This window comes from Paenibacillus sp. MY03, from assembly GCF_002165585.1.
GTDB classification, from domain to species: Bacteria; Bacillota; Bacilli; order Paenibacillales; family Paenibacillaceae; genus Pristimantibacillus; species Pristimantibacillus agaridevorans.
This window is the reverse complement of sequence record NZ_MXQD01000033.1, coordinates 75723-98108: the sequence shown is the minus strand read 5'-3', so window position 1 is coordinate 98108 and position 22386 is coordinate 75723. Positions and strand designations below refer to the sequence as shown.

Annotated in this window: 20 protein-coding genes and 1 other annotated feature; all 20 genes read right to left on the bottom strand. The window is 50.6% G+C overall.

The genetic code is table 11. The features are described 5' to 3' along the window. Positions 1 to 162: 162 nt before the first annotated feature. Positions 163 to 957: an ABC transporter ATP-binding protein gene (locus B1748_RS23065; protein ID WP_087570308.1), complete on the bottom strand. Its 795-nt coding sequence runs from the start codon at positions 955 to 957 to the stop codon at positions 163 to 165. Further along, a complete protein-coding gene (locus tag B1748_RS23060; RefSeq protein ID WP_087570307.1) occupies positions 957 to 1868 on the bottom strand; it encodes an ABC transporter permease in 912 nt (303 codons plus the stop codon). Before B1748_RS23060 ends, B1748_RS23065 begins: the two co-directional genes overlap by 1 nt. 80 nt (positions 1869 to 1948) lie before the next feature. Then, positions 1949 to 2923 (bottom strand): ABC transporter substrate-binding protein, encoded by a 975-nt coding sequence (locus B1748_RS23055; protein ID WP_087570306.1) that lies wholly within the window; start codon positions 2921 to 2923, stop codon positions 1949 to 1951. A 386-nt stretch (positions 2924 to 3309) separates the two neighbouring features. After that, positions 3310 to 4500 (bottom strand): elongation factor Tu, encoded by a 1191-nt coding sequence (gene tuf / locus B1748_RS23050; protein ID WP_087570305.1) that lies wholly within the window; start codon positions 4498 to 4500, stop codon positions 3310 to 3312. Positions 4501 to 4620: 120 nt separating this feature from the next. Further along, complete coding sequence (fusA, locus tag B1748_RS23045; RefSeq protein WP_087570304.1) at positions 4621 to 6702, bottom strand: elongation factor G; 2082 nt, start codon at positions 6700 to 6702, stop codon at positions 4621 to 4623. A 29-nt stretch (positions 6703 to 6731) separates the two neighbouring features. After that, positions 6732 to 7202 carry a 30S ribosomal protein S7 gene (gene rpsG / locus B1748_RS23040; protein WP_087570303.1) on the bottom strand — a complete coding sequence of 157 codons (471 nt, stop codon included), beginning with the start codon at positions 7200 to 7202 and terminating at the stop codon, positions 6732 to 6734. A gap of 64 nt (positions 7203 to 7266) precedes the next feature. Then, positions 7267 to 7686: a 30S ribosomal protein S12 gene (rpsL, locus tag B1748_RS23035; RefSeq protein WP_087570302.1), complete on the bottom strand. Its 420-nt coding sequence runs from the start codon at positions 7684 to 7686 to the stop codon at positions 7267 to 7269. Between the two features lie 471 nt (positions 7687 to 8157). Then, positions 8158 to 8322 (bottom strand): hypothetical protein, encoded by a 165-nt coding sequence (locus tag B1748_RS36990; RefSeq protein ID WP_179215758.1) that lies wholly within the window; start codon positions 8320 to 8322, stop codon positions 8158 to 8160. Between the two features lie 197 nt (positions 8323 to 8519). After that, positions 8520 to 12146, bottom strand: a complete 3627-nt coding sequence (rpoC, locus tag B1748_RS23030) for a DNA-directed RNA polymerase subunit beta' (protein ID WP_087570301.1) — start codon at positions 12144 to 12146, stop codon at positions 8520 to 8522. Positions 12147 to 12340: 194 nt separating this feature from the next. Continuing rightward, positions 12341 to 15886: a DNA-directed RNA polymerase subunit beta gene (rpoB, locus tag B1748_RS23025; RefSeq protein ID WP_087570300.1), complete on the bottom strand. Its 3546-nt coding sequence runs from the start codon at positions 15884 to 15886 to the stop codon at positions 12341 to 12343. 390 nt (positions 15887 to 16276) lie between these two features. Further along, positions 16277 to 16873, bottom strand: coding sequence for a class I SAM-dependent methyltransferase (locus B1748_RS23020; RefSeq protein WP_087570299.1), 597 nt, complete (start codon positions 16871 to 16873; stop codon positions 16277 to 16279). Between the two features lie 131 nt (positions 16874 to 17004). Continuing rightward, the gene (gene rplL / locus B1748_RS23015) at positions 17005 to 17367 is read right to left on the bottom strand and encodes a 50S ribosomal protein L7/L12 (RefSeq protein ID WP_087570298.1); all 363 of its coding nucleotides are present in this window, start codon (positions 17365 to 17367) and stop codon (positions 17005 to 17007) included. A gap of 99 nt (positions 17368 to 17466) precedes the next feature. Continuing rightward, positions 17467 to 17970: a 50S ribosomal protein L10 gene (rplJ, locus tag B1748_RS23010; RefSeq protein ID WP_087570297.1), complete on the bottom strand. Its 504-nt coding sequence runs from the start codon at positions 17968 to 17970 to the stop codon at positions 17467 to 17469. A gap of 57 nt (positions 17971 to 18027) precedes the next feature. Next, positions 18028 to 18189, bottom strand: a sequence feature (ribosomal protein L10 leader region). Positions 18190 to 18207: 18 nt separating this feature from the next. Continuing rightward, the gene (gene rplA, locus B1748_RS23005) at positions 18208 to 18900 is read right to left on the bottom strand and encodes a 50S ribosomal protein L1 (protein ID WP_087570296.1); all 693 of its coding nucleotides are present in this window, start codon (positions 18898 to 18900) and stop codon (positions 18208 to 18210) included. Between the two features lie 138 nt (positions 18901 to 19038). Further along, a complete protein-coding gene (gene rplK, locus B1748_RS23000) occupies positions 19039 to 19464 on the bottom strand; it encodes a 50S ribosomal protein L11 (protein WP_087570295.1) in 426 nt (141 codons plus the stop codon). A 65-nt stretch (positions 19465 to 19529) separates the two neighbouring features. Beyond that, positions 19530 to 20063, bottom strand: coding sequence for a transcription termination/antitermination protein NusG (gene nusG / locus B1748_RS22995; protein ID WP_087570294.1), 534 nt, complete (start codon positions 20061 to 20063; stop codon positions 19530 to 19532). Between the two features lie 24 nt (positions 20064 to 20087). Next, a complete protein-coding gene (secE, locus tag B1748_RS22990) occupies positions 20088 to 20297 on the bottom strand; it encodes a preprotein translocase subunit SecE (RefSeq protein WP_087570293.1) in 210 nt (69 codons plus the stop codon). An 18-nt stretch (positions 20298 to 20315) separates the two neighbouring features. Further along, on the bottom strand, positions 20316 to 20465 hold the full coding sequence (gene rpmG / locus B1748_RS22985) for a 50S ribosomal protein L33 (protein WP_082967189.1): 150 nt from the start codon (positions 20463 to 20465) through the stop codon (positions 20316 to 20318). A gap of 551 nt (positions 20466 to 21016) precedes the next feature. Next, positions 21017 to 21670 (bottom strand): RNA polymerase sporulation sigma factor SigH, encoded by a 654-nt coding sequence (gene sigH / locus B1748_RS22980; RefSeq protein ID WP_087570292.1) that lies wholly within the window; start codon positions 21668 to 21670, stop codon positions 21017 to 21019. A 183-nt stretch (positions 21671 to 21853) separates the two neighbouring features. After that, positions 21854 to 22384, bottom strand: coding sequence for an NYN domain-containing protein (locus tag B1748_RS22975; protein WP_087570291.1), 531 nt, complete (start codon positions 22382 to 22384; stop codon positions 21854 to 21856). Positions 22385 to 22386 lie beyond the last annotated feature (2 nt).

Here is a 22386-nt window from a genome sequence, read left to right as displayed (position 1 = left end):
GCATTACACTAGTGCTAGCTGGACGCGGGAGTTACAAGACTAGAGAGCGCGCGGCAGAGCGACAGTCCACGTCAGTGTTTATCCGATCAAACACAAAAAAGCTCGGCAGCCAACGGATACCCAATTGCATCCGCAAACTGCCGAGCTTTTTGATTAGTTCTGCTACCCCAGCACGACGCGATCGTCCGCCATCTTCTTGCCGCTGATCTGTTCGAACTCTCCAAGCAAACGCTCGACGGTCAGATCTTTTTTGCGATCTTCATCGACTTGCAAGATAATTCTGCCCTTATCCATCATAATGAGGCGATTTCCAAGACGAATGGCTTGCTCCATGTTGTGCGTGACCATAAGCGTCGTCAAGTTCAGCTCGCGCACAATAGCTTCGGTCAGCGTCGTCACGAGCTCCGCTCTAGCAGGATCCAGCGCTGCCGTATGCTCGTCGAGCAAAAGGATCTGCGGACGCGTGAACGTGGCCATCAGCAGGCTCAACGCTTGCCGCTCCCCGCCGGACAGCAATCCGACCTTGGCGCCCATACGGTTCTCGAGCCCGATTCCGAGACGATGCAGCTCCTCTCGGAAAATTTTACGGGTTTTACCCGTTACACCAAGCGAGAAGCCGCGAGCTAGGCCTCTCTTGTACGCGATGGCCATATTCTCTTCGATTGTCATACGCGGCGCCGTGCCTGCCATAGGATCCTGAAACACTCGGCCAATCCACTGACTTCTTTTATGTTCAGGCACCAACGTTACATTATTGCCATCTATTGATATGTTGCCCGCATCCGGCTTCATAACACCGGAAATTAAATTCATCAGCGTTGATTTCCCCGCGCCGTTGCTGCCAATGACGGTTACGAAATCGCCTTTTTTCAAATGAAGTTCCGCATTCATCAATGCAATTTTCTCATCTACGGTACCTGGGTTAAACAGTTTGGATACGCTCTCGACCTTTAGCATTAGCGATCACCTCCGTTTATACCATGAATGGAATTCATGACTTCTTCGGTACGCCGCTTAGCTACAGCTTTGCTTTTCATGGCTTTGCGGGCCGTTGGAATAATTAGTGCCCCAATAATAATTATAGAGGTAATAAGTTTCATATCGGAGGCATCCAACCAACCTACGCGAAGCGCAATGGCATAGATCAAGCGATAAATAATAGCTCCTAGAACGATAGCCATAGTAGCACGGAATATGGTTTTGGCTCCAAAGATGGCCTCTCCAATAATAACCGAAGCCAGTCCTGCCACGATAATACCTACCCCCATCGTGGCATTGGCCGCGTTACTTGAAAAAGCGATCAGTGCGCCCGAGCCGGCAACGAGAGCGTTCGAAAGCGATACGCCGATTATGGTCGTTCGATCCGTATTCGCCCCAAAGCTTCTTATCATGCGATTGTTGTCTCCCGTTCCCCGCAAACTCATGCCGAGATCCGTTTTGAAGAACCAATCCAAACCTACTTTAATAATGATCGCGAATAACAAGCCCGCAATTATCGGATCAATGCCATTGAATATATTGTCCGCATTTCTCAACGATACATTCGGTTTACCCAGAATTCTAAGATTGATAGAATATAGAGCGATCATCATAATGATCCCGGATAGCAGGCCATTGATCTTGCCTTTGGTATGAAGCAAACCCGTGCATAGCCCTGCCAGAGCTCCGCCTAAAAAGGCGCAAAGCAGTGCGATCCATGGGGAAACTCCCGATATGGTCATAACGGCAGCTATCGCACCGCCTGTCGTGAAGCTTCCGTCGACCGTTAGATCGGGAAAATCCAGTATTCTAAACGTGATGAATACCCCTAACGCCATTAGCGCATATAACAAACCGCTTTCCAGTGCACCGGTCAGAGAAACGAGCATTGAAATTGCCTCCTCTAATCATAAGGATGGGGTGAATCAGCCCCCCGATCACCCCATGGTTTTGTTTATCCTGATGTTATTTATTCCAATATATTGGCCTTGTCTTTCACATAAGCTTTCATAGCGTCCGTTACTTCGATCCCTTGCTCCTTAGCTGCCTTCAAGTTCAGGACGAAATCCAATTTTTGCGGAGTTTTAACGTCCATCTCGCCCGGATTTTTCCCATCCTTTAAGATTTCGATTGCCATTTGACCGACTTCATAACCGTGGTCGAAGTACTGGAAGCCGATTGTCGCGAAGGCTCCTCTTACAACCGTATCCCTATCAGCCGAGAAGAAAGGAATATCGTTCTCTTCGGCTACGTCGATAATGGCATCTAGCCCTTCCACAGCCGTGTTATCCAAAGCGATGTAGATTGCATCAACCCGGCCGACAAGAGATTGAGCAGCCTGCTGAACGTCCGAGCTGTTGGCCACCGCTGCTTTAACGTACTCAATGCCATGTTTAGCAAGAGCTTCAGCGGCAATACCGCTCATAATGACGGAATTATCCTCAGACTCGTTAATAACCGTGCCGACTTTCTTTACATTAGGAAATTCTTTCGCGATAAATTCCATTAAGTCCGTAATGGATTGAGGATCCAAGTCCGAAGCGCCCGTAACGTTACCGCCGGGAGCCTGCAATTTGGGCACTAGACCCGCATCGACAGGGTCAGTGATAGCGGCGAACAATACAGGCTTGTCTGTAATGGCTTCGACCAATGCTTGGCTTGTTGGAGTAGCAATGCCAAGAGCCAAGTCAGCCTTGCTGGAAGCAATCGTTTCCGCTATTGACTTAAAGTTGTTAGGATCGCCCTGTGCATTGTTATAATCAGCTTTCACCTTGATGCCAGCATCTTCGAATGCTTTCAAAAATCCCTCACGCGTTGCATCCAAAGAAGGATGTTCGACTACCTGGGAGATTGCAACTGTGTAATCAACCTTCTCTTCGCTGCATGCGGCAGTAACAGTCATCATTGCCGTTAAGGCCAAACCGATTAATACTTTCTTCTTCACCTTAAAACCCCTCTCGCTCTTTTCATTATTTTGTATTACTTCCCCGCAATTCCCTGTAGATGCATCAAAGCTTTATCGCTTTTTGTCGTTAAAGTATTAGAGAAAACGATAATAATTTTGATATAAATACAAAAAAATGCGTTTATACTCATATAAACTTAATCATAATTGTTTACTAGCGACCTCGTCAATGCCAATTTTTATGATAATTATTGTCATTAAGAAACGTTAAGAAAAAACCACTTGAAGGTGATTTAAAATACCAAAATCCAGTCACTCTCTGCCTATCGGACATCAATGGCTCTATTCATCAATTTCTATCCAACGAAAAAAAACCTCCACCGAAGTGGAGGTTTTCCATGCATGCGGCGAGTCGCCGCATGTCATTATTTTTGGATCGTTGCAACAGCGCCAGCGCCTACAGTACGGCCGCCTTCACGGATGGAGAAGCGAGTTCCTTCTTCAACCGCGATTGGAGCGATCAGTTCAACTGTAACCGTGATGTTGTCGCCAGGCATAACCATCTCAGTGCCTTCTGGCAGGTTGATGATACCTGTAACGTCAGTTGTACGGAAGTAGAACTGTGGACGGTAGCCAGTAAAGAAAGGCTTGTGACGGCCACCCTCTTCTTTAGTCAGAACGTAGATTTGAGCTGTGAAGTTCGTGTGTGGCTTAACGGAACCTGGTTTAGCCAGAACTTGACCACGCTCGATGTCTTTACGGTCAACACCGCGAAGAAGTGCGCCTACGTTGTCGCCAGCTTGAGCGGAGTCAAGCAATTTACGGAACATCTCAACGCCCGTAACAACGGATTTGCGAGTTTCTTCAGCAAGACCGATAATTTCGATCTCGTCGCCAACTTTGATAACGCCACGCTCTACGCGACCTGTAGCAACTGTACCACGGCCTGTGATTGTGAATACGTCCTCGACAGGCATAAGGAAAGGCTTAGCCGTGTCGCGCTCAGGAGTTGGGATGTAAGTGTCAACTTGCTCGAACAGCTCGATGACTTTGTCAGCCCAAGGACCATCTGGGTTAGCAAGTGCTTCACGAGCCGCGCCGCGGATGATTGGCGTGTCGTCGCCTGGGAAGTCATACTCGGACAGAAGATCGCGAACTTCCATTTCAACCAGCTCAAGAAGCTCTTCGTCTTCAACCATGTCGCATTTGTTCAGGAATACAACGATGTAAGGAACGCCTACTTGACGGGAGAGCAGGATGTGCTCGCGCGTTTGCGGCATTGGGCCGTCAGATGCGGATACAACCAGAATCGCTCCGTCCATTTGTGCAGCGCCTGTGATCATGTTTTTAACATAGTCGGCGTGACCTGGGCAGTCAACGTGAGCATAGTGACGGTTAGGAGTCTCATACTCAACGTGGGATGTGGAGATTGTGATACCGCGCTCGCGCTCTTCTGGAGCTTTGTCGATTTGGTCAAACGCGATAGCCGCGCCGCCGTATCTTTTGGAAAGTACAGTTGTGATCGCAGCAGTCAGAGTTGTTTTGCCATGGTCGACGTGACCGATTGTACCGATGTTAACATGCGGTTTAGTACGTTCAAATTTAGACTTAGCCATTGAACTTAATCCTCCTCAATATCACTTGATATTTTATGTGTGGGCCGGCATCGAGAGCGAAATCACACCTGAACACCGGCCAAAATACAACTTGTTCATGCTAGAGCAGCCAGTCGGCTATTACTCAGCCGAACCTTTGTGCTTGGCAATGATCTCTTCGGAGATCGATTTCGGAACTTCTTCGTAGTGAGAAAGCTCCATCGAGAATACGCCGCGTCCTTGCGTACCGGAACGAAGAGTTGTGGAGTAACCGAACATCTCGGAGAGAGGCACCTTGGAACGGATAATTTGCGCGCCTGCGCGGGAATCCATACCCTCGATGCGACCACGACGGGAGTTCAGCATACCCATAACGTCGCCCATGTACTCTTCTGGAACCGTAACTTCGACCTTCATGATTGGCTCGAGAAGGACAGGTTTACACTTGTCTTTCGCTGCTTTAAGCGCCAGGGAACCAGCAATCTTAAATGCCATCTCAGAGGAGTCGACGTCATGATAGGATCCATCGACAACAGTCGCTTTGATATCAACGAGCGGGAAGCCGGCGATAACGCCATTCTTCATCGACTCTTCGATACCCGCTTGGATTGGGGCGATGTATTCACGAGGAATCGATCCACCCACAACCTTGCTTTCGAATACGAAGCCTGCTCCAGCCTCTTGTGGTTCGAACTCGACCCAACAATGACCGAACTGACCTTTACCGCCGGATTGACGAACGAATTTACCTTCAACCTTAGCGCCTTGGCGGAAGGTCTCACGGTAAGCAACCTGAGGTTTACCTACATTCGTCTCTACTTTGAATTCACGAAGCATACGGTCAACGAGGATCTCGAGGTGAAGCTCACCCATACCCGCGATGATCGTTTGGTTCGTTTCTTCGTCCGTATAAGCGCGGAATGTCGGATCTTCCTCGGCGAGCTTGGAGATTGCAACGCCAAGTTTGTCTTGGTCTGCTTTCGTCTTAGGCTCGATTGCGATTTGGATAACGGGTTCAGGGAAGTTCATCGATTCAAGAACGATTGGGAACTTCTCGTCGCACAGCGTATCTCCCGTAGTCGTATCCTTCAGACCTACCGCTGCAGCGATATCGCCCGAGTGTACTTCCGAGATCTCTTGACGGCTGTTCGCGTGCATCTGCAGAATCCGGCCAATCCGCTCGCGTTTGCCCTTAGTTGCGTTAAGAACATACGAACCGGATTTCAGGATACCCGAGTAAACGCGGAAGAACGTCAAACGTCCTACGTAAGGGTCCGTCATGATTTTGAATGCCAGAGCCGAGAACGGCTCCGAGTCGGAAGAAGGACGTACTGCTTCTTCGCCATCTTCGAGCGTACCTTTAATAGATGGTACGTCAACTGGCGCAGGCAAGTAGTCAACAACCGCATCCAATACCAATTGAACGCCTTTGTTACGATAGGAAGAACCGGCTACTACAGGGAAAATCTTAACGTCGCAAACGCCTTTACGAAGAACAGCCTTCAGTTCTGGAATTGTGATTTCTTCACCTTCCAGATACTTCATCATCAGATCTTCGTCCAGTTCTGCAACCTTCTCTACGAGCTCGCTGCGAAGTTCTTCAACTTGGTCAGCATACTCAGCAGGAATTTCGCCTTTAACCGGGTCCTTGCCCAGATCATCAACGTACTTGTAAGCCACACGCTCAACAATGTCGATTACGCCGACGAAGTCGGATTCTGCGCCGATAGGCAATTGAATCGCAACGGCATTGGCTTGCAGACGCTCACGCATGTCTTTGACAACATTCAGGTAGTCTGCGCCGATGATATCCATCTTGTTAACGTAAGCGATCCGTGGAACGCCGTAGCGGTCGGCTTGACGCCATACCGTTTCGGACTGCGGCTCAACGCCTTCTTTTGCACTGAAAACACCAACGGCCCCGTCCAATACGCGTAGGGAGCGTTCAACTTCAACTGTGAAGTCAACGTGACCCGGAGTATCGATGATATTGATGCGGTTACCCTTCCATTGAGCGGTAGTAGCGGCAGACGTAATCGTGATGCCGCGCTCTTGTTCCTGTTCCATCCAGTCCATTGTAGCTGCACCTTCGTGCACCTCGCCAATTTTGTGGGTACGGCCCGTGAAGAACAAGATCCGTTCAGTGGTTGTAGTTTTACCAGCGTCAATATGCGCCATAATCCCGATATTACGCGTATTTTCCAAGGAGAACTCTCTTGCCATAAATTTGTCTCCTCTCGATTATGGTTATCCTACCAACGGTAGTGAGCAAACGCTTTGTTTGCTTCAGCCATTTTGTGCGTGTCTTCACGCTTCTTAACAGATGCGCCTGTGTTATTGGAAGCATCCAAAATCTCGGCAGCCAGACGTTCAGTCATCGTTTTCTCGCCGCGGTTGCGCGAGTAGTTCACGAGCCAACGAAGACCAAGAGCCGTACGGCGCTCAGGCTTAACCTCGATTGGCACTTGATAGTTAGCGCCGCCTACACGGCGAGCTTTAACCTCAAGAACCGGCATGATGTTTTTCAATGCTGCTTCGAACACTTCCATTGGATCTTTACCGGAACGCTCCTGGATCAGCTTGAAAGCATCGTATAACAGCGTTTGTGCAGTACCTCTCTTGCCGTCGATCATAATACGGTTGATCAGACGAGTTACCAGTTTGCTATTGTAAACCGGATCCGGCAGCACATCGCGTTTTGTTACAGGACCTTTGCGTGGCATGTAAAGTCCCCCTTTCTTCTAATAGTGGCTTGTACTTGCTTGGAATATCCCGATCGGGCTATTCTTACTTTTTAACTTTAGGACGTTTCGTACCGTATTTGGAACGGGCCTGGTTACGGTTGTTAACACCCGCAGTATCCAATGCGCCGCGAACGATATGGTAACGTACACCCGGAAGGTCCTTAACACGACCGCCACGGATCAAAACAACGCTGTGCTCTTGCAGGTTATGACCGATACCTGGGATGTACGCAGTAACCTCAACACGGTTAGTCAAGCGTACACGCGCGTACTTACGAAGCGCGGAGTTCGGTTTTTTCGGAGTCATTGTACCTACACGAGTGCACACACCGCGTTTTTGCGGAGCGCTGATTTCAGTTGCTTCACGTTTCAGAGCGTTGAAACCTCTTTGCAAGGCTGGCGATTTCGATTTCACGACTTTCGCTTGACGGCCTTTGCGAACGAGCTGGTTAATAGTTGGCATGTTGCCACCCCCTTCCCCTTATTCATGTCTTGATGTCCACATAAGAATTGACAATTCCCGTACATGTCGGAAACATAAAGTCTTATTGGCGATAAAACCTACCTTAAGAACGCGGTCTCTCATCTTTGATTGACCTCGATAAAGGTTTTCTCATAGTAGACATTTCATCCACAGTTTAAGCCCACAGACCCAGGCGGTTCATAATGAAACAAAAGTATTCCATAAGCCCGGTCATCAGGCACACTTCGATATATTATCACTTCGCCTATACCAATGTCAAGCAAGATTAGTGGCACTTTTTGTCGTTTAGCCATATTTACGAATATTTTGCATATCGCTCTTAGTCATTTGACTTGGCGGAAAGGTACGGATTGGCCAGCGACCGCTCTATACCTGCCCGAGCTTTATCGATATGCAATACCCGTTTCTCATACGGAATCGACTCGCTGTTACGACCGGAGCAGGTACAGCCTATCCAAAATTCGCTTGTATAATCACTGATTTTTTTTGCAGCTTCTCGAGCTCTGCTCGAATGCCGGCCAGCTCAAGCTCAAGCTCAACATCTCCATGCGGAACCTCAAATTTAATTCTGATGTATTCAAGCACTTCGTCGATTTCGTGGCTATTCGACAACATGGATCCCTCTCCTATCGCGCATGTACCTTCATCCTATAAACACCTGTAAGACGCAAGTAGTTGTAGGTTTTATAAAAAAAATTTTATCTATTTTTTCGACTCTTTTTCGCATGCAAAAAAAAGAAACGACACCTTCCCCCTCAAGGGGAAAGCATCGTTTCTGTTGAGATCAGCACATCTGTGCTGATCCTTAATCATTATTCAACCACTACAGCTTCAGCAGCTTCTTCAAGCTCCATGCCTTCGACAATTTCGTCTTCCAACCCGGCGAAGCGAATGTTGCGGTAGCGTTGCATACCCGTACCAGCCGGGATCAGCTTGCCGATGATAACATTCTCCTTCAGGCCGAGCAACTGGTCGACTTTGCCTTTAATAGCAGCGTCGGTCAATACGCGAGTCGTCTCTTGGAACGATGCCGCGGACAGGAACGAATCCGTCTCCAGCGACGCCTTCGTAATACCAAGCAGTACGGGCTTCGCAACCGCAGGCTCCTTGTCAGCGAAAATCGCTTCGCGGTTAGCGGACTCGTATTCGTGAATGTCTACGAACGCGCCTGGCAGCAGTGTCGTACCTCCAGCGTCCACGATACGGATCTTCCGGAGCATTTGCTTGATCATAACCTCGACGTGTTTGTCGTTGATCTCAACGCCCTGGTTCCGGTATACGCGCTGTACTTCCTGCAGGATATAGTTCTGAACGCCACGGATACCTTTAATGCGCAGCATATCCTTCGGATCGATGGAACCGTCGGTCAATTCGTCGCCTGCTTCGATGTGCTGTCCTTCCGTCACGCGAATACGCGAGCCGTATGTCACAGCGTACACCTTTGTCTCGGCTTCGCCTTGCACTTCGATCTCTCTGCGGTCCTTCGCCTCGCGAATTTCCTTGATAACGCCGTCGAGCTCGGAGATAATCGCTTGACCTTTCGGATTACGCGCCTCAAAGAGCTCCTGGATACGCGGGAGACCTTGCGTAATATCGTCGCCGGCAACGCCGCCGGTATGGAATGTACGCATCGTCAGCTGTGTTCCCGGTTCGCCGATGGATTGCGCCGCGATAATGCCTACCGCTTCGCCGATCTCAACGTGCTTGCCGGTTGCCAGGTTACGGCCGTAGCAGATTTTGCAGACGCCATGACGCGCGCGGCAGCTTAGTACGGAACGGATTTGAAGTTTCTCTACGCCCGCATCGATAATCGCATCTGCTTTGCCGGAGTCGATCAGTTCGCTGCGGTTGACGATAATTTCGCCAGTCTTCGGATGACGAATCGTCTCGAATGCGTAACGCCCTTCGATACGGTCGTACAGGTCCTCGATGACTTCTTTGCCGTCCTGGATCTTGCTAACGGTAAACCCTTTGTCCGTGCCGCAATCGTCTTCGCGAACGATAACGTCCTGCGCAACGTCTACGAGACGGCGAGTCAGGTAACCGGAGTCGGCCGTACGAAGAGCCGTATCGGCAAGACCTTTCCGTGCTCCGTGCGTCGAGATGAAGTACTCGAGGACGGTCAGACCTTCGCGGAAGTTCGATTTGATCGGCAACTCGATGATACGGCCGGATGGATTCGCCATCAGACCACGCATGCCGCCTAGCTGTGTAATCTGGGATTTGTTACCCCGTGCTTTGGAGTCGACCATGAGCATGATGTTGTTGTAACGATCCATCGATTTCATGAGGACTTCCGTAATCTCATCCTTGCATTTGCTCCAGATGCTGATGATCCGGTCATAACGCTCTTCGTTCGTAATCAGACCGCGGCGGTACTGATTCATAACGGTAGCGACCTTCTCGTCGGAAGCCTTCATGATCTCCGCTTTTTCCTTCGGAACAATAACGTCGGATACGCCGATCGTAATGCCCGCTTTGGTGGAATAAGTGAAGCCCAGCTGCTTGATGCGGTCAAGAATAACCGCAGTCAAGGTTGTATGGTACTGACGGAAGCATTCTGCAATGATCGTGCCGAGGAAGTCTTTGCCTACCGCGCCAGCTGTTGCGATCTCATCGACAAACTTCGTCAAGTCCGAACCCTTCTCGTACACAAAGTACTTGTCTGGCGTACCTTGCAGAAGGTTTACTTTCGTCGCTTCGTTGATATATGGGAAATCTTCGGGGAAGATTTCGTTAAAGATCACTTTACCTACCGTAGTAGCCATTAGAGAAGCTTGCTGTTTCTCCGTAAAGTTTTTCTTATTGAGCACTTTCACCGGGATGAAAATACGCGCATGCAGCGATACGATACCACGTTGGTACGAGGAGATCGCTTCGTTGACCGTCGCGAAGACGGATCCGGAGCCTTTGGCTTCCTTGTTGTCCATCGTCAGATAGAAGCTGCCAAGCACCATATCCTGGGAAGGTGTGACGACCGGTTTGCCGTCCTTAGGGTTAAGGATGTTGCCGGACGCCAGCATAAGCAGGCGCGCTTCCGCTTGCGCTTCCGCGGAGAGCGGTACGTGAACGGCCATCTGGTCACCGTCGAAGTCGGCGTTGTAAGCCGTACATACGAGCGGATGCAGCTTGATCGCGCGTCCCTCGACAAGAATCGGCTCGAATGCTTGAATGCCGAGTCTGTGCAGCGTGGGGGCACGGTTCAGGAGAACCGGATGTTCTTTAATTACTTCTTCGAGAACATCCCATACCTCAGGGCTTACGCGTTCGACTTTACGTTTCGCGCTCTTGATATTATGGGCAAGGCCTTTGTTTACAAGCTCCTTCATCACGAACGGCTTGAACAGCTCCAGTGCCATTTCCTTAGGAAGACCGCATTGGAACATCTTAAGGTTTGGTCCTACGACGATAACGGAACGACCGGAATAGTCAACCCGTTTACCCAAAAGGTTCTGACGGAAACGTCCTTGCTTACCCTTCAGCATGTGGCTGAGGGATTTCAGCGGACGGTTGCCGGGACCAGTTACCGGACGTCCGCGACGTCCGTTATCGATCAGGGCGTCAACCGCTTCCTGAAGCATGCGTTTTTCGTTCTGTACGATAATGTCCGGCGCGCCGAGATCAAGCAGACGCTTAAGACGGTTGTTCCGGTTGATTACGCGGCGATACAGATCGTTCAGGTCGGAGGTCGCAAAGCGGCCGCCGTCCAGCTGTACCATCGGACGAAGCTCCGGCGGGATAACCGGGAGCACGTCTAGAATCATCCATTCCGGCTCGTTGCCGGAGTTGCGGAAAGCTTCGATAACTTCGAGACGCTTGATAGCACGGTTACGACGCTGCCCTTGAGCTGTACGAAGATCTTCCTTCAACTGCTCGAGCTCACGCTCTACGTCGATATCCTGAAGCAGCTTCTTGACGGCTTCGGCGCCCATGCCGGCCTGGAAGCCGTAGCCGTATTTCTCACGGTAGCTGCGGTATTCCTTCTCGGACAGGAGCTGTTTCTTTTCGAGAGGCGTATCCCCTGGATCCGTTACGACATAGGATGCAAAGTAGATGATCTCCTCCAGCGAACGCGGGGACATATCTAGTGCAAGCCCCATGCGGCTCGGAATGCCTTTAAAATACCAGATATGGGAGACGGGAGCGGCCAGTTCAATATGACCCATCCGCTCGCGGCGAACTTTGGCGCGAGTTACTTCGACGCCGCAGCGATCGCAGACAACGCCCTTGTAACGAACCCGCTTATATTTGCCGCAATGGCACTCCCAGTCCTTGGTCGGACCGAAGATCTTCTCGCAGAAGAGACCTTCCTTCTCGGGTTTCAACGTTCTGTAGTTAATGGTTTCCGGCTTCTTGACTTCTCCGCGGGACCACGAGCGAATTTTATCCGGCGAAGCCAGACCTATTTTCATATACTCGAAGTTGTTCACGTCCAACAAGGAGCAACCCTCCTTCGTCATGTATGACGGTGTCTATTGAGAAAACCTCTATCGAGGCCAATTCGAAGATGTGCGACCTCCTGCTTTGCAAAGCAAAGCCGCTTGGTAAGCACGAGACAGGTTTTATCGCCAATAAGAATTTCAGATTTCCGACATGATCGGAAACCTGTAAATTCTTATGCGGTCGATAAAGCTTATTCGGCTCCTGCTTCGGCGCCTTCCAGATTGAGGTTCAGCTTGTCGCCCGTACCCTCATCCTCGTCGTCGATTTCTTTCATTTCGATCTCTTCTTCATTTTCGGACAGGATTTTAACGTCCATACCCAAGCTCTGAAGCTCTTTGATCAAAACTTTAAACGATTCTGGAACGCCAGGCTCTGGCACGTTCTCGCCCTTGACGATCGACTCGTACGTCTTCACGCGGCCGACCACGTCATCGGACTTGACGGTAAGAATTTCTTGAAGCGTATATGCAGCGCCATAAGCCTCGAGCGCCCAAACTTCCATCTCGCCGAAGCGCTGTCCGCCGAACTGGGCTTTACCGCCCAGCGGCTGTTGCGTAACGAGGGAGTATGGACCCGTGGAACGGGCATGGATCTTGTCGTCGACCATGTGCGCGAGCTTGATCATGTACATGACGCCAACCGTTACTTCGCGTTCGAACGATTCGCCTGTACGTCCATCGTACAGAACCGTCTTACCGTTCCGCTGCATGCCTGCTTCTTCCATCGTATCGAAGACGTCTTCTTCGTTCGCGCCGTCGAATACAGGAGTAGCGGCATGAATGCCCAGATGCTTGCACGCCATGCCAAGGTGAACCTCCAGCGCTTGACCGATGTTCATCCGGGAAGGTACGCCGAGCGGATTCAGAACGACCTCTACAGGCGTTCCGTCCGGCAGGAACGGCATATCTTCTTCCGGCATGATACGTGCGATAACCCCTTTGTTACCGTGACGTCCGGCCATCTTGTCGCCTTCGGAGATCTTACGCTTCTGAGCGATATAAGCGCGAACGAGCTGGTTAACGCCTGGAGGCAGTTCGTCGCCGTTTTCGCGGGTAAATACTTTTACATCCACGACGATGCCGTCGGTACCATGCGGTACGCGAAGCGAAGTGTCGCGAACCTCGCGCGCTTTCTCGCCGAAGATGGCATGAAGCAATCTCTCTTCGGCCGTCAGCTCAGTAACGCCCTTCGGAGTAACCTTGCCGACCAGGATGTCGCCTGCGCCGATCTCGGCGCCGACGCGGATAATACCGCGCTCGTCGAGATTGCGAAGCGCCTCTTCGCCGACGTTCGGGATGTCGCGTGTAATCTCTTCCGGACCCAGCTTCGTATCGCGGGCTTCGGATTCGTATTCTTCGATATGAATGGACGTGTATACGTCTTCCTTAACCAGCTTCTCGCTAAGCAAGATGGCATCCTCGTAGTTGTAGCCTTCCCACGTCATAAACGCAACGACAACGTTGCGGCCAAGCGCGAGTTCGCCCATCTCCGTGGAAGGACCATCCGCCATGATATCACCCTTCTTGATGATATCGCCTTTGCGGACCAGCGGACGCTGATTGATGCATGTGCCCTGGTTGGAACGCATAAACTTGTGAAGCTTATGCTTCACGAGATCTCCGTTCACCGGCTTGCCATCGATCATCTCGACGCGGCGAAGCCAAATTTCGTTGGCGGACGCACGTTCAATGACGCCATCGTATTTCGACACGATACATACGCCGGAGTCTTTCGCACCCTTATGCTCCATGCCAGTGCCCACGAATGGAGCTTTAGGAATGAGCAGCGGTACAGCCTGCCGTTGCATGTTGGAACCCATAAGCGCGCGGTTGGAGTCGTCATTTTCAAGGAACGGAATGAGCGCCGTCGCAACCGACACGACCTGCTTAGGCGATACGTCCATATAGTCGACGCGGTCGCTTGGCATAGTCAAAATGTTATCGGCTTGTTTATTGTAACGGACAATCGTCTGCGACTCGGCGAACTTGTTATCCGGAGTGAGCTCCGCGTTCGCTTGCGCAATAACGTAGTTATCCTCTTCGTCTGCCGTCAAATAAGCGATCTGATCCGTCACGATACCCGTCTTGGGATCCACCCAGCGATACGGCGCTTCGATAAAGCCGTATTCGTTAATGCGGGCGAACGTCGACAAAGAGTTGATCAAACCGATGTTCGGTCCCTCAGGCGTCTCGATCGGACACATCCGGCCATAATGCGAGTGATGGACGTCACGAACTTCGAAGCCTGCGCGCTCCCGCGTCAGACCGCCGGGGCCCAGAGCGGACAGACGGCGCTTATGCGTAAGCTCGGCAAGCGGATTCGTCTGGTCCATGAACTGGGACAGCTGGGACGAACCGAAAAACTCCTTGATGGATGCGATAACGGGACGAATGTTGATCAGCGCCTGCGGCGTGATCGCGTTGGCGTCCTGAATCGACATTCTCTCGCGGACAACGCGTTCCATACGGGATAGACCAATTCGGAATTGGTTCTGCAGCAGCTCGCCTACGGAGCGTAGACGACGATTGCCCAAGTGATCGATATCGTCCGTGCTGCCGACGCCGTGCAGCAAGTTAATGAAATAGTTAATCGACGAAATAATATCCGCAGACGTGATATGTTTGACGGATTTATCGATTATACCGTTCGCGATAACTTTGATTACCTTATTTTCGTCGAGCGGCGAGAATACGCTGATGGCTTGGAGTGGAATACTATCCGCATCCAGAACGCCGTTAGCGACATGGTACGTTTTGAAACCCACGTCGGTCTCGAGCTTTTCGAGAATTTCGTCAAGAAGGCGACGGTCAATCATCTGGCCGGATTCCGCGATGATCTCGCCGGTAGACGGATCAACGAGGTTCTCGGCAAGACGCTGATTGAACAGACGGTTCTTGATGTGCAGCTTCTTGTTTATTTTGTAACGGCCAACATTGGCCAAGTCATATCGTTTGGGATCGAAGAAACGAGCGACAAGCAAGCTCTTCGCGTTGTCCAAAGTAGGCGGCTCGCCCGGACGAAGACGCTCATAAATCTCGATCAGCGCTTTCTCCGTGGAATCCGTGCTGTCTTTGTCCAGCGTGTTGCGGATATACTCGTCATGTCCGAGCAAATCCAAAATTTCGGCGTCAGTGCCAAACCCAAGCGCGCGCAAAAGTACCGTTACCGGAATTTTCCGGGTCCGGTCGATACGAACGTAGATGATGTCCTTGGCATCCGTTTCCAGTTCCAGCCAAGCGCCACGGTTCGGAATAACCGTCGCCGTGTACGTCTTCTTGCCGTTCTTATCTACCTTCGTGCTGAAGTACACACTCGGGGAACGAACCAATTGGCTGACGATAACGCGTTCTGCGCCGTTAATAATGAATGTGCCGGTCTCGGTCATAAGCGGGAAATCGCCCATGAATACTTCTTGCTCCTTAACCTCGCCCGTCTCCTTATTGAACAGCCTTACTTTTACGCGCAGCGGAGCCGCGTAAGTTACGTCGCGTTCCTTCGACTCATCCACCGAATACTTCGGCTCGCCTAAGCTATAGTCGATAAATTCCAGTGAAAGATTGCCCGTAAAGTCCGAAATCGGAGAGATATCCTGGAACAATTCGATTAAATCGCTGTCCAAAAATTTCTCGTACGATTTTTGTTGGATTTCAATCAGGTTCGGGACTTCCAGCACCTCGCTGATCCTAGCGTAGCTTCTTCTAGCACGCCGACCATACTGAACAAGTTGTCCTGCCAACTTAACCTCACCCCTCGTGTCTGTCTCACAGCATCGATACTACTGCGTTACTCTCTTAGGCGGCGGCAGCCGCCCATACAGATAAATAAAGAAAAGCCCTTATCGAATAGGTTCGAAAAAAGAGCATGTTTCCGGCAGTTTGCCTGACGCGGCTGACCGCGCAGGTCCCATATCAAGTATTTTGCCCAAAATGTAAACATTATACGTCAAATGCTCCAAAAGTATGCATTCACTACGGAAAATTGCACTTGACATTTTAGTTAACTAAAGAGAATTACAGCAATTTTATACTGACATTTTATAATATTACCATATCCAAATTGTCAAGTCAATTCATTTCCAACGTTTCAAACAAAAAAACATTGACATTTGATCAAAAATCGGGTATTTCTATTTTTTGGCTCGAAAAATCCGGTATCCCTTGTCTTTGGTCACTTCGACCACTTCCTCGTACAATTGCTCCAGCTTCTCCAGCGCGGATGGGGCCCCTTGCTTTTTCTGAATGACGACCCACAAGCTGCCGCCCTTCTTCAAAAAAGCATGTCCTTCTTCAAAAATCCGGTGGACAACCGCCTTGCCGGCACGAATCGGCGGGTTTGTCAAAATGGCGTCGAACTCTCTCTCGGATACGGACTCATAGAGATCGCTTTGCATGATCTGCACATTGCCAATCTCGTTGAGCGCAGCATTCTCCTTCGCAAGTTCTACTGCTCTCTCATTAATATCGACCATCGTTACCGACCCTCGCGGGACTAGTCCTGCCGCGCTAAGCCCGATGGGCCCATAGCCGCAGCCGATATCGAGCACTCGGTCGCTCTCCGACAGCTCCATGGCATCAATCAACACTTTACTGCCATAATCGACGCCCGTCTTGGAGAACACGCCTGCATCTGTCGTAAACTTCAGCTTGCGTCCCCTTAGAAGCGTCTCGACGGTTTGGCGATTATGTTTCGCCTCCGGCGCTTTGGAATAATAGTGATTCGACATGTTCCGCCGCCTCCTTATCCTCATAACTCGGCAACATGCAAGGAACCCCTTGTTACCTCACGGTATCAAGGGGTTCGCCAGCGGGATTTTCGTCAGACGATCATCCCGCTGCAGGTTATCGAGAAGCGATATTACTTAACTTCAACGGCTGCGCCAGCTTCTTCAAGCTTAGCTTTGATACCGTTAGCTTCGTCTTCGCCGATTTTTTCTTTGATAGCTTTAGGAGCGCCATCAACCAGCTCTTTAGCTTCTTTCAGGCCAAGACCCGTGATTTCGCGAACAACTTTGATTACGTTGATCTTCGAAGCGCCAGCGCTTGTCAGGATAACGTCGAATTCAGTTTGAGCAGCAGCTTCAGCAGCGCCGCCGCCAGCTACTACTGCTACTGGAGCTGCAGCAGTTACGCCGAATTCTTCTTCGATTGCTTTCACGAGATCGTTCAGTTCAAGAACTGTCATACCTTTAATGGCTTCCAAGATTTGCTCTTTAGACATGGTATATACCTCCGAATGGTTTAGTTTTGGTTGTTGTATTGCTAGTTATGATGCCTGACCTGTCAGGCGGCATCGGTCTTGCCGGGGCAGAAGCTTTGCTTACGCGCTAGCTTCTTGTTTTTCTCCAACTGCTTTAACCGCAAGCGCGAAGTTGCGCATTGGAGCTTGAAGCACGCTGAGGAGCATGGAGAGCAAGCCTTCGCGGGAAGGAAGCTCTGCAAGCGCCTTGATTTCTTCAGCGCTAACGACTTTACCTTCTACAACGCCGCCTTTTAATTTCAGGGCATCGTTCTTTTTGGCAAAGTTGTTAAGAATTTTGGCCGGAGCAACAGCGTCTTCACCGCTGAATGCTACTGCCGTAGGACCTGTAAGAATGTCGTTCAGCGACGTCAGTTCTGTACCTTCCGTGGCGCGACGAACGATCGAGTTTTTCAGAACTTGGAAGTCAACGCCCGCTTCGCGGAGTTGCTTACGCAGTTCCGTTACTTGCGCGACGTTCAATCCGCGATAGTCGGCGATAACCGTGCTGGAGCTCGAAGTGAGCTTCGACGCGACAACCGCAACCGCTTCTTGTTTCTCTTGGATGATCTTAGCGTTAGCCAAACTGTACACCTCCCGTTAAATTTTACATGCCGTGATACGATAAATTTCCTTCTCCTTGGGTGCATGAGAAAAGGCCTTCGCAGACACTGCGAAGGCCATGATGTCGTTATCAAGTACATGCGGCAGGCCGCGACTTCATTAACGTATTATCATAACACCTCGGTAGGAAATTAAGTCCTTCCGGACACCTACTGTCTACGGTATGCGTATTCGAATTTAGTGTCGTTTCCTTTTTGCTTAGCGGTAGCTAGCAGTTGATACGCGAGCGCCAGGGCCCATCGTGGAGGAAACGGCGATGTTTTTCAGGTAAACGCCTTTGGCAGCAGCCGGTTTAGCGCGCACCAGAGCGTCGATCAGAGCTTTCAGGTTTTCGTTCAGCTTTTCAGCGTCGAACGACACTTTGCCGATTGGAGCGTGGATTTGACCCGCTTTGTCCAGACGGTACTCGATCTTACCTGCTTTGATTTCTTGAACGGCCTTGGCAACGTCGAACGTTACCGTACCTGCTTTCGGGTTAGGCATGAGGCCTTTACCGCCCAGGATACGACCGAGCTTACCAACTTCAGCCATCATGTCCGGCGTTGCTACGCAGACGTCGAATTCGAACCAGCCTTGTTGGATTTTGTTGATCATGTCTGCGTCGCCGACATAGTCAGCGCCTGCAGCTTCCGCTTCTTTCACTTTTTCGCCTTTAGCGAAAACGAGAACGCGTTTTGTTTTGCCTGTGCCATGCGGAAGTACGACAACGCCGCGTACCGCTTGGTCTTGTTTACGTGGGTCTACACCCAGACGAACGGCCACTTCGACGGATTCGTCGAACTTGGCTGTTGCCGTTTTCTTTACAAGCTCGATTGCTTCAGCCGGCTCGTAAGTAGCTTCGCTGTCGATCAGCTTGGCTGCTTCTGCATATTTCTTGCCGTGTTTAGCCATTGAAATTGTCCTCCTTTGTGGTTATAGCGGAACGGCCTCCTGGGACCGATCCTCCCACCTCGCGAAGCTCATGCTTCGCCAAGCGTCGGCGTCTTCGAAGACACCTTGGGCTTCCCGTCCCGATGGACGTTTCCCCCATTAGTCGGCGATGGAGATACCCATGCTGCGGGCAGTACCTTCAACCATACGCATTGCCGCCTCGACGGAAGCTGCGTTCAGATCCTGCATCTTCGTTTCTGCGATTTCGCGAACTTTGTCACGTTTCACAGTTGCGACTTTTTTCTTGTTCGGTTCGCCGGAACCCTTCTCGATACCAGCTGCCACGCGAAGCAATACTGCTGCCGGTGGAGTCTTCGTCTCGAATGTGAAGGAACGGTCCTCGAATACCGTGATCACGACTGGAATAATCAGACCTGCTTGATCCGCTGTGCGAGCGTTGAATTCTTTACAGAACGCCATGATGTTAACGCCTGCTTGACCCAGTGCCGGACCGATTGGAGGAGCCGGATTCGCTTTGCCTGCAGGAACTTGCAGTTTGACCATCTTGATGACCTTTTTTGCCATGATTCACACCTCCTTGCCCTGATATACAAACCCGCGTCAGCGAGTTTGCTCCGGAAACCGGATAATTATATCTTCTCCACCTGAGTGTAATCCAGCTCAAGCGGGGTTTCCCTGCCAAACATGTTGACGTGAACCTTCAGCTTCGCCTTGTCCAGCAAAATTTCTTCTACCGATCCGACAAAGTCCGCAAAAGGACCAACTTTGACGCGAACCGTTTCCTTTAGATCGAATTCGATCTTCGGCTTCGGCTCTTCCATGCCCATGTGTTTCAGAATCTGATCCACTTCGTCAGGCAGCAGAGGAGTCGGCTTGGAACCGGAGCCCGTCGAACCTACAAATCCCGTTACTCCCGGCGTATTGCGAACAACGTACCACGAATCGTCGGTTTGAACCATCTCTACGAGAACGTAGCCAGGGTAGACCTTGCGTTGGACGGTTTTCTTCTTTCCGTCCTTTTCTACCACTTCGTCTTCCATAGGAACGAGCACGCGAAAGATCTTGTCTTCCATGCCCATCGATTCAACCCGGCGCTCCAAGTTGGCTTTCACCTTGTTCTCGTAGCCGGAGTAAGTGTGTACGACATACCATCTTTTTTCCATCACAAATCCACCTTTGGTCCCTTATTAGACAATGAGTTGAACCAATTCAGAGATTCCGATGTCAAGAAGCCAGAAGTAAATCGTCACAGCGACAACTGTCAGCAAGACGACGATGGAATAGCTCGTCAACTCCTTACGACTTGGCCAGCGAACCTTCTTCAGTTCCGCCCAGCTGTCGGCAAAAAAACTAAACGTCGTTCCAAAGCCTTGCTTCAGTTTGGCCAAAAATGTCACGGTTACACCTCCAATGGACTATCTCGTCTCGCGATGAGGAGTCTGCTCGTTACAGAACTTGCAAAACTTCTTCAACTCGATGCGGTCGGGGTGATTACGTTTGTTCTTGGTTGTCGCATAGTTTCTTTGTTTGCAGTTTGTGCATGCCAACGTGATGATTACCCGCATTGAATTACACCTCCCGAACTGCTAAAAAATACGAATCGCGAAACTCTATAGTCAAGTTTATTGATTCCATCACCAATACTTCGGCCAAACAAAAAAAGAACCCGTTTGCAGGCCTACCTAAACACTTTATCACAAGGGCTATGTCGTGTCAACGCATGCATCCTGTTGCTGACTTGCGAAATATTGGCATCGATCTCTGAATTCTATCATTGCGAGTTCAAAAAGTTCGGTTTTCAGCACCGAGAAGATTGAAAGAAGATAGAAACTGAGGAGCGGAGCGTAGTGGAAGCTACGTGAGCACCGGAAGTTTCGCCTGAATTCAATGTTCGAAGTCGACTATGCCCCGTGGCATACTTCGTGATGGGAAGCGGACTTTTTGAACTACCTCTGTACAGTATGACCGATTGCGCCTCCATATAAACCAATGGACTGTCTTCGCCCCCTGAAACGTTGATCAGATGGCCAAGACAGTCCGTTGTCTTAAAACGATGACGACATCCTCGTCCTGCAAGTCCAGTCGTCAAAACGTCCTCTATGCCGGAACCGCGGAGCTATACTCCTCCAAAATCGCGAATCTCCAAATACTTCTCCAGCTTGCGCTTGACTCGCTGAAGCGCGTTGTCTATCGACTTTACGTGACGATCGAGATCAACGGCGATCTCCTGATAGGATCTTCCGTCCAGATACAGCATTAGAACCTTGCGTTCCAAATCGCTCAAAATCTCCGCCATCTTGTCTTCAAGACCGATGAATTCTTCCTGGTTGATGATCAGCTCTTCGGGGTCGGATACGCGAGTGCCGCAAATGACATCCAGCAGCGTTCGGTCGGAATCCTCGTCGTAGATAGGCTTGTCCAGGGAAACGTAGGAGTTGAGGGGGATATGCTTCTGCCTCGTGGCCGTCTTGATCGCGGTAATGATCTGCCTGGTAATGCAGAGCTCAGCGAATGCCTTAAAGCTCGCGAGCTTGTCGCCCTTGAAGTCTCGGATCGCCTTGTACAGGCCGATCATGCCTTCCTGGACGATATCTTCGCGATCGGCTCCGATTAGGAAGTAGGAACGGGCCTTCGCCCGCACAAAGTTCTTATATTTGTTAATCAAATATTCAAGCGCAATGCTGTCGCCGTTACGGACCGCCTCTACGATGTCCTCGTCCGTACTGCACTCATATTCGAGCGTACTCCATTCTTTGAGGTCGTAACTCACACACTATCCCTCCGGCCTGCAAGGCGTACACCGCGCTAGATTCAACAGATAGAAACATAGAGTCAGTATACATTATGTAACCTTGCAACGTCAACAGAACCACACCCCGAAACCTATCGTATTTCTAGCAAAAATGTAACAATATGACACGTTGTGGAAAAATGTCCCTGTCCGCTAGATAACTTATTCCTCTCCGCGGCGAAGTCGTTCAAGCTTGCTCCAGACGTCGAGGCTGACATTCTCGTCGACCGAGTTGCGGCGAATCGGCTTCGTCTCCCGCTCCCGAATGTTCTGCTCGATCAGCTTCCGGTTCTGATTAATGTCGATCAGCAGCTCCCGGGCAGACAGTCTCAGCGCTCCCTTGCCGAATGCCACATGCTGCTCGACAAGATCCGAAGTCGCCACGTAGATGCTGCGTCTCCGGACCATCAGCTCGCTGCATAGCCGCTCGATGCATTCGTCCGCCGTCTCCTTCTCCTTCGTGTACACGACGGTAAGCTTATGCTGCTTGTATGTGGCTCCGAGACCGGGTACCTGATGCGCATCGAAGATGACGTAGATCTCCATGCCCGAGAACCCCTGATAGTCGGCCAGCATATCGAGGAGCTTGTCTCGCGCGTCCTCCAGATCCGACTCCTTGAGCTTCTCCAGGACCGGCCACGCCCCGATTATATTGTAGCCGTCGACCAGGAGCACATCATTGGGCCGATTCATCG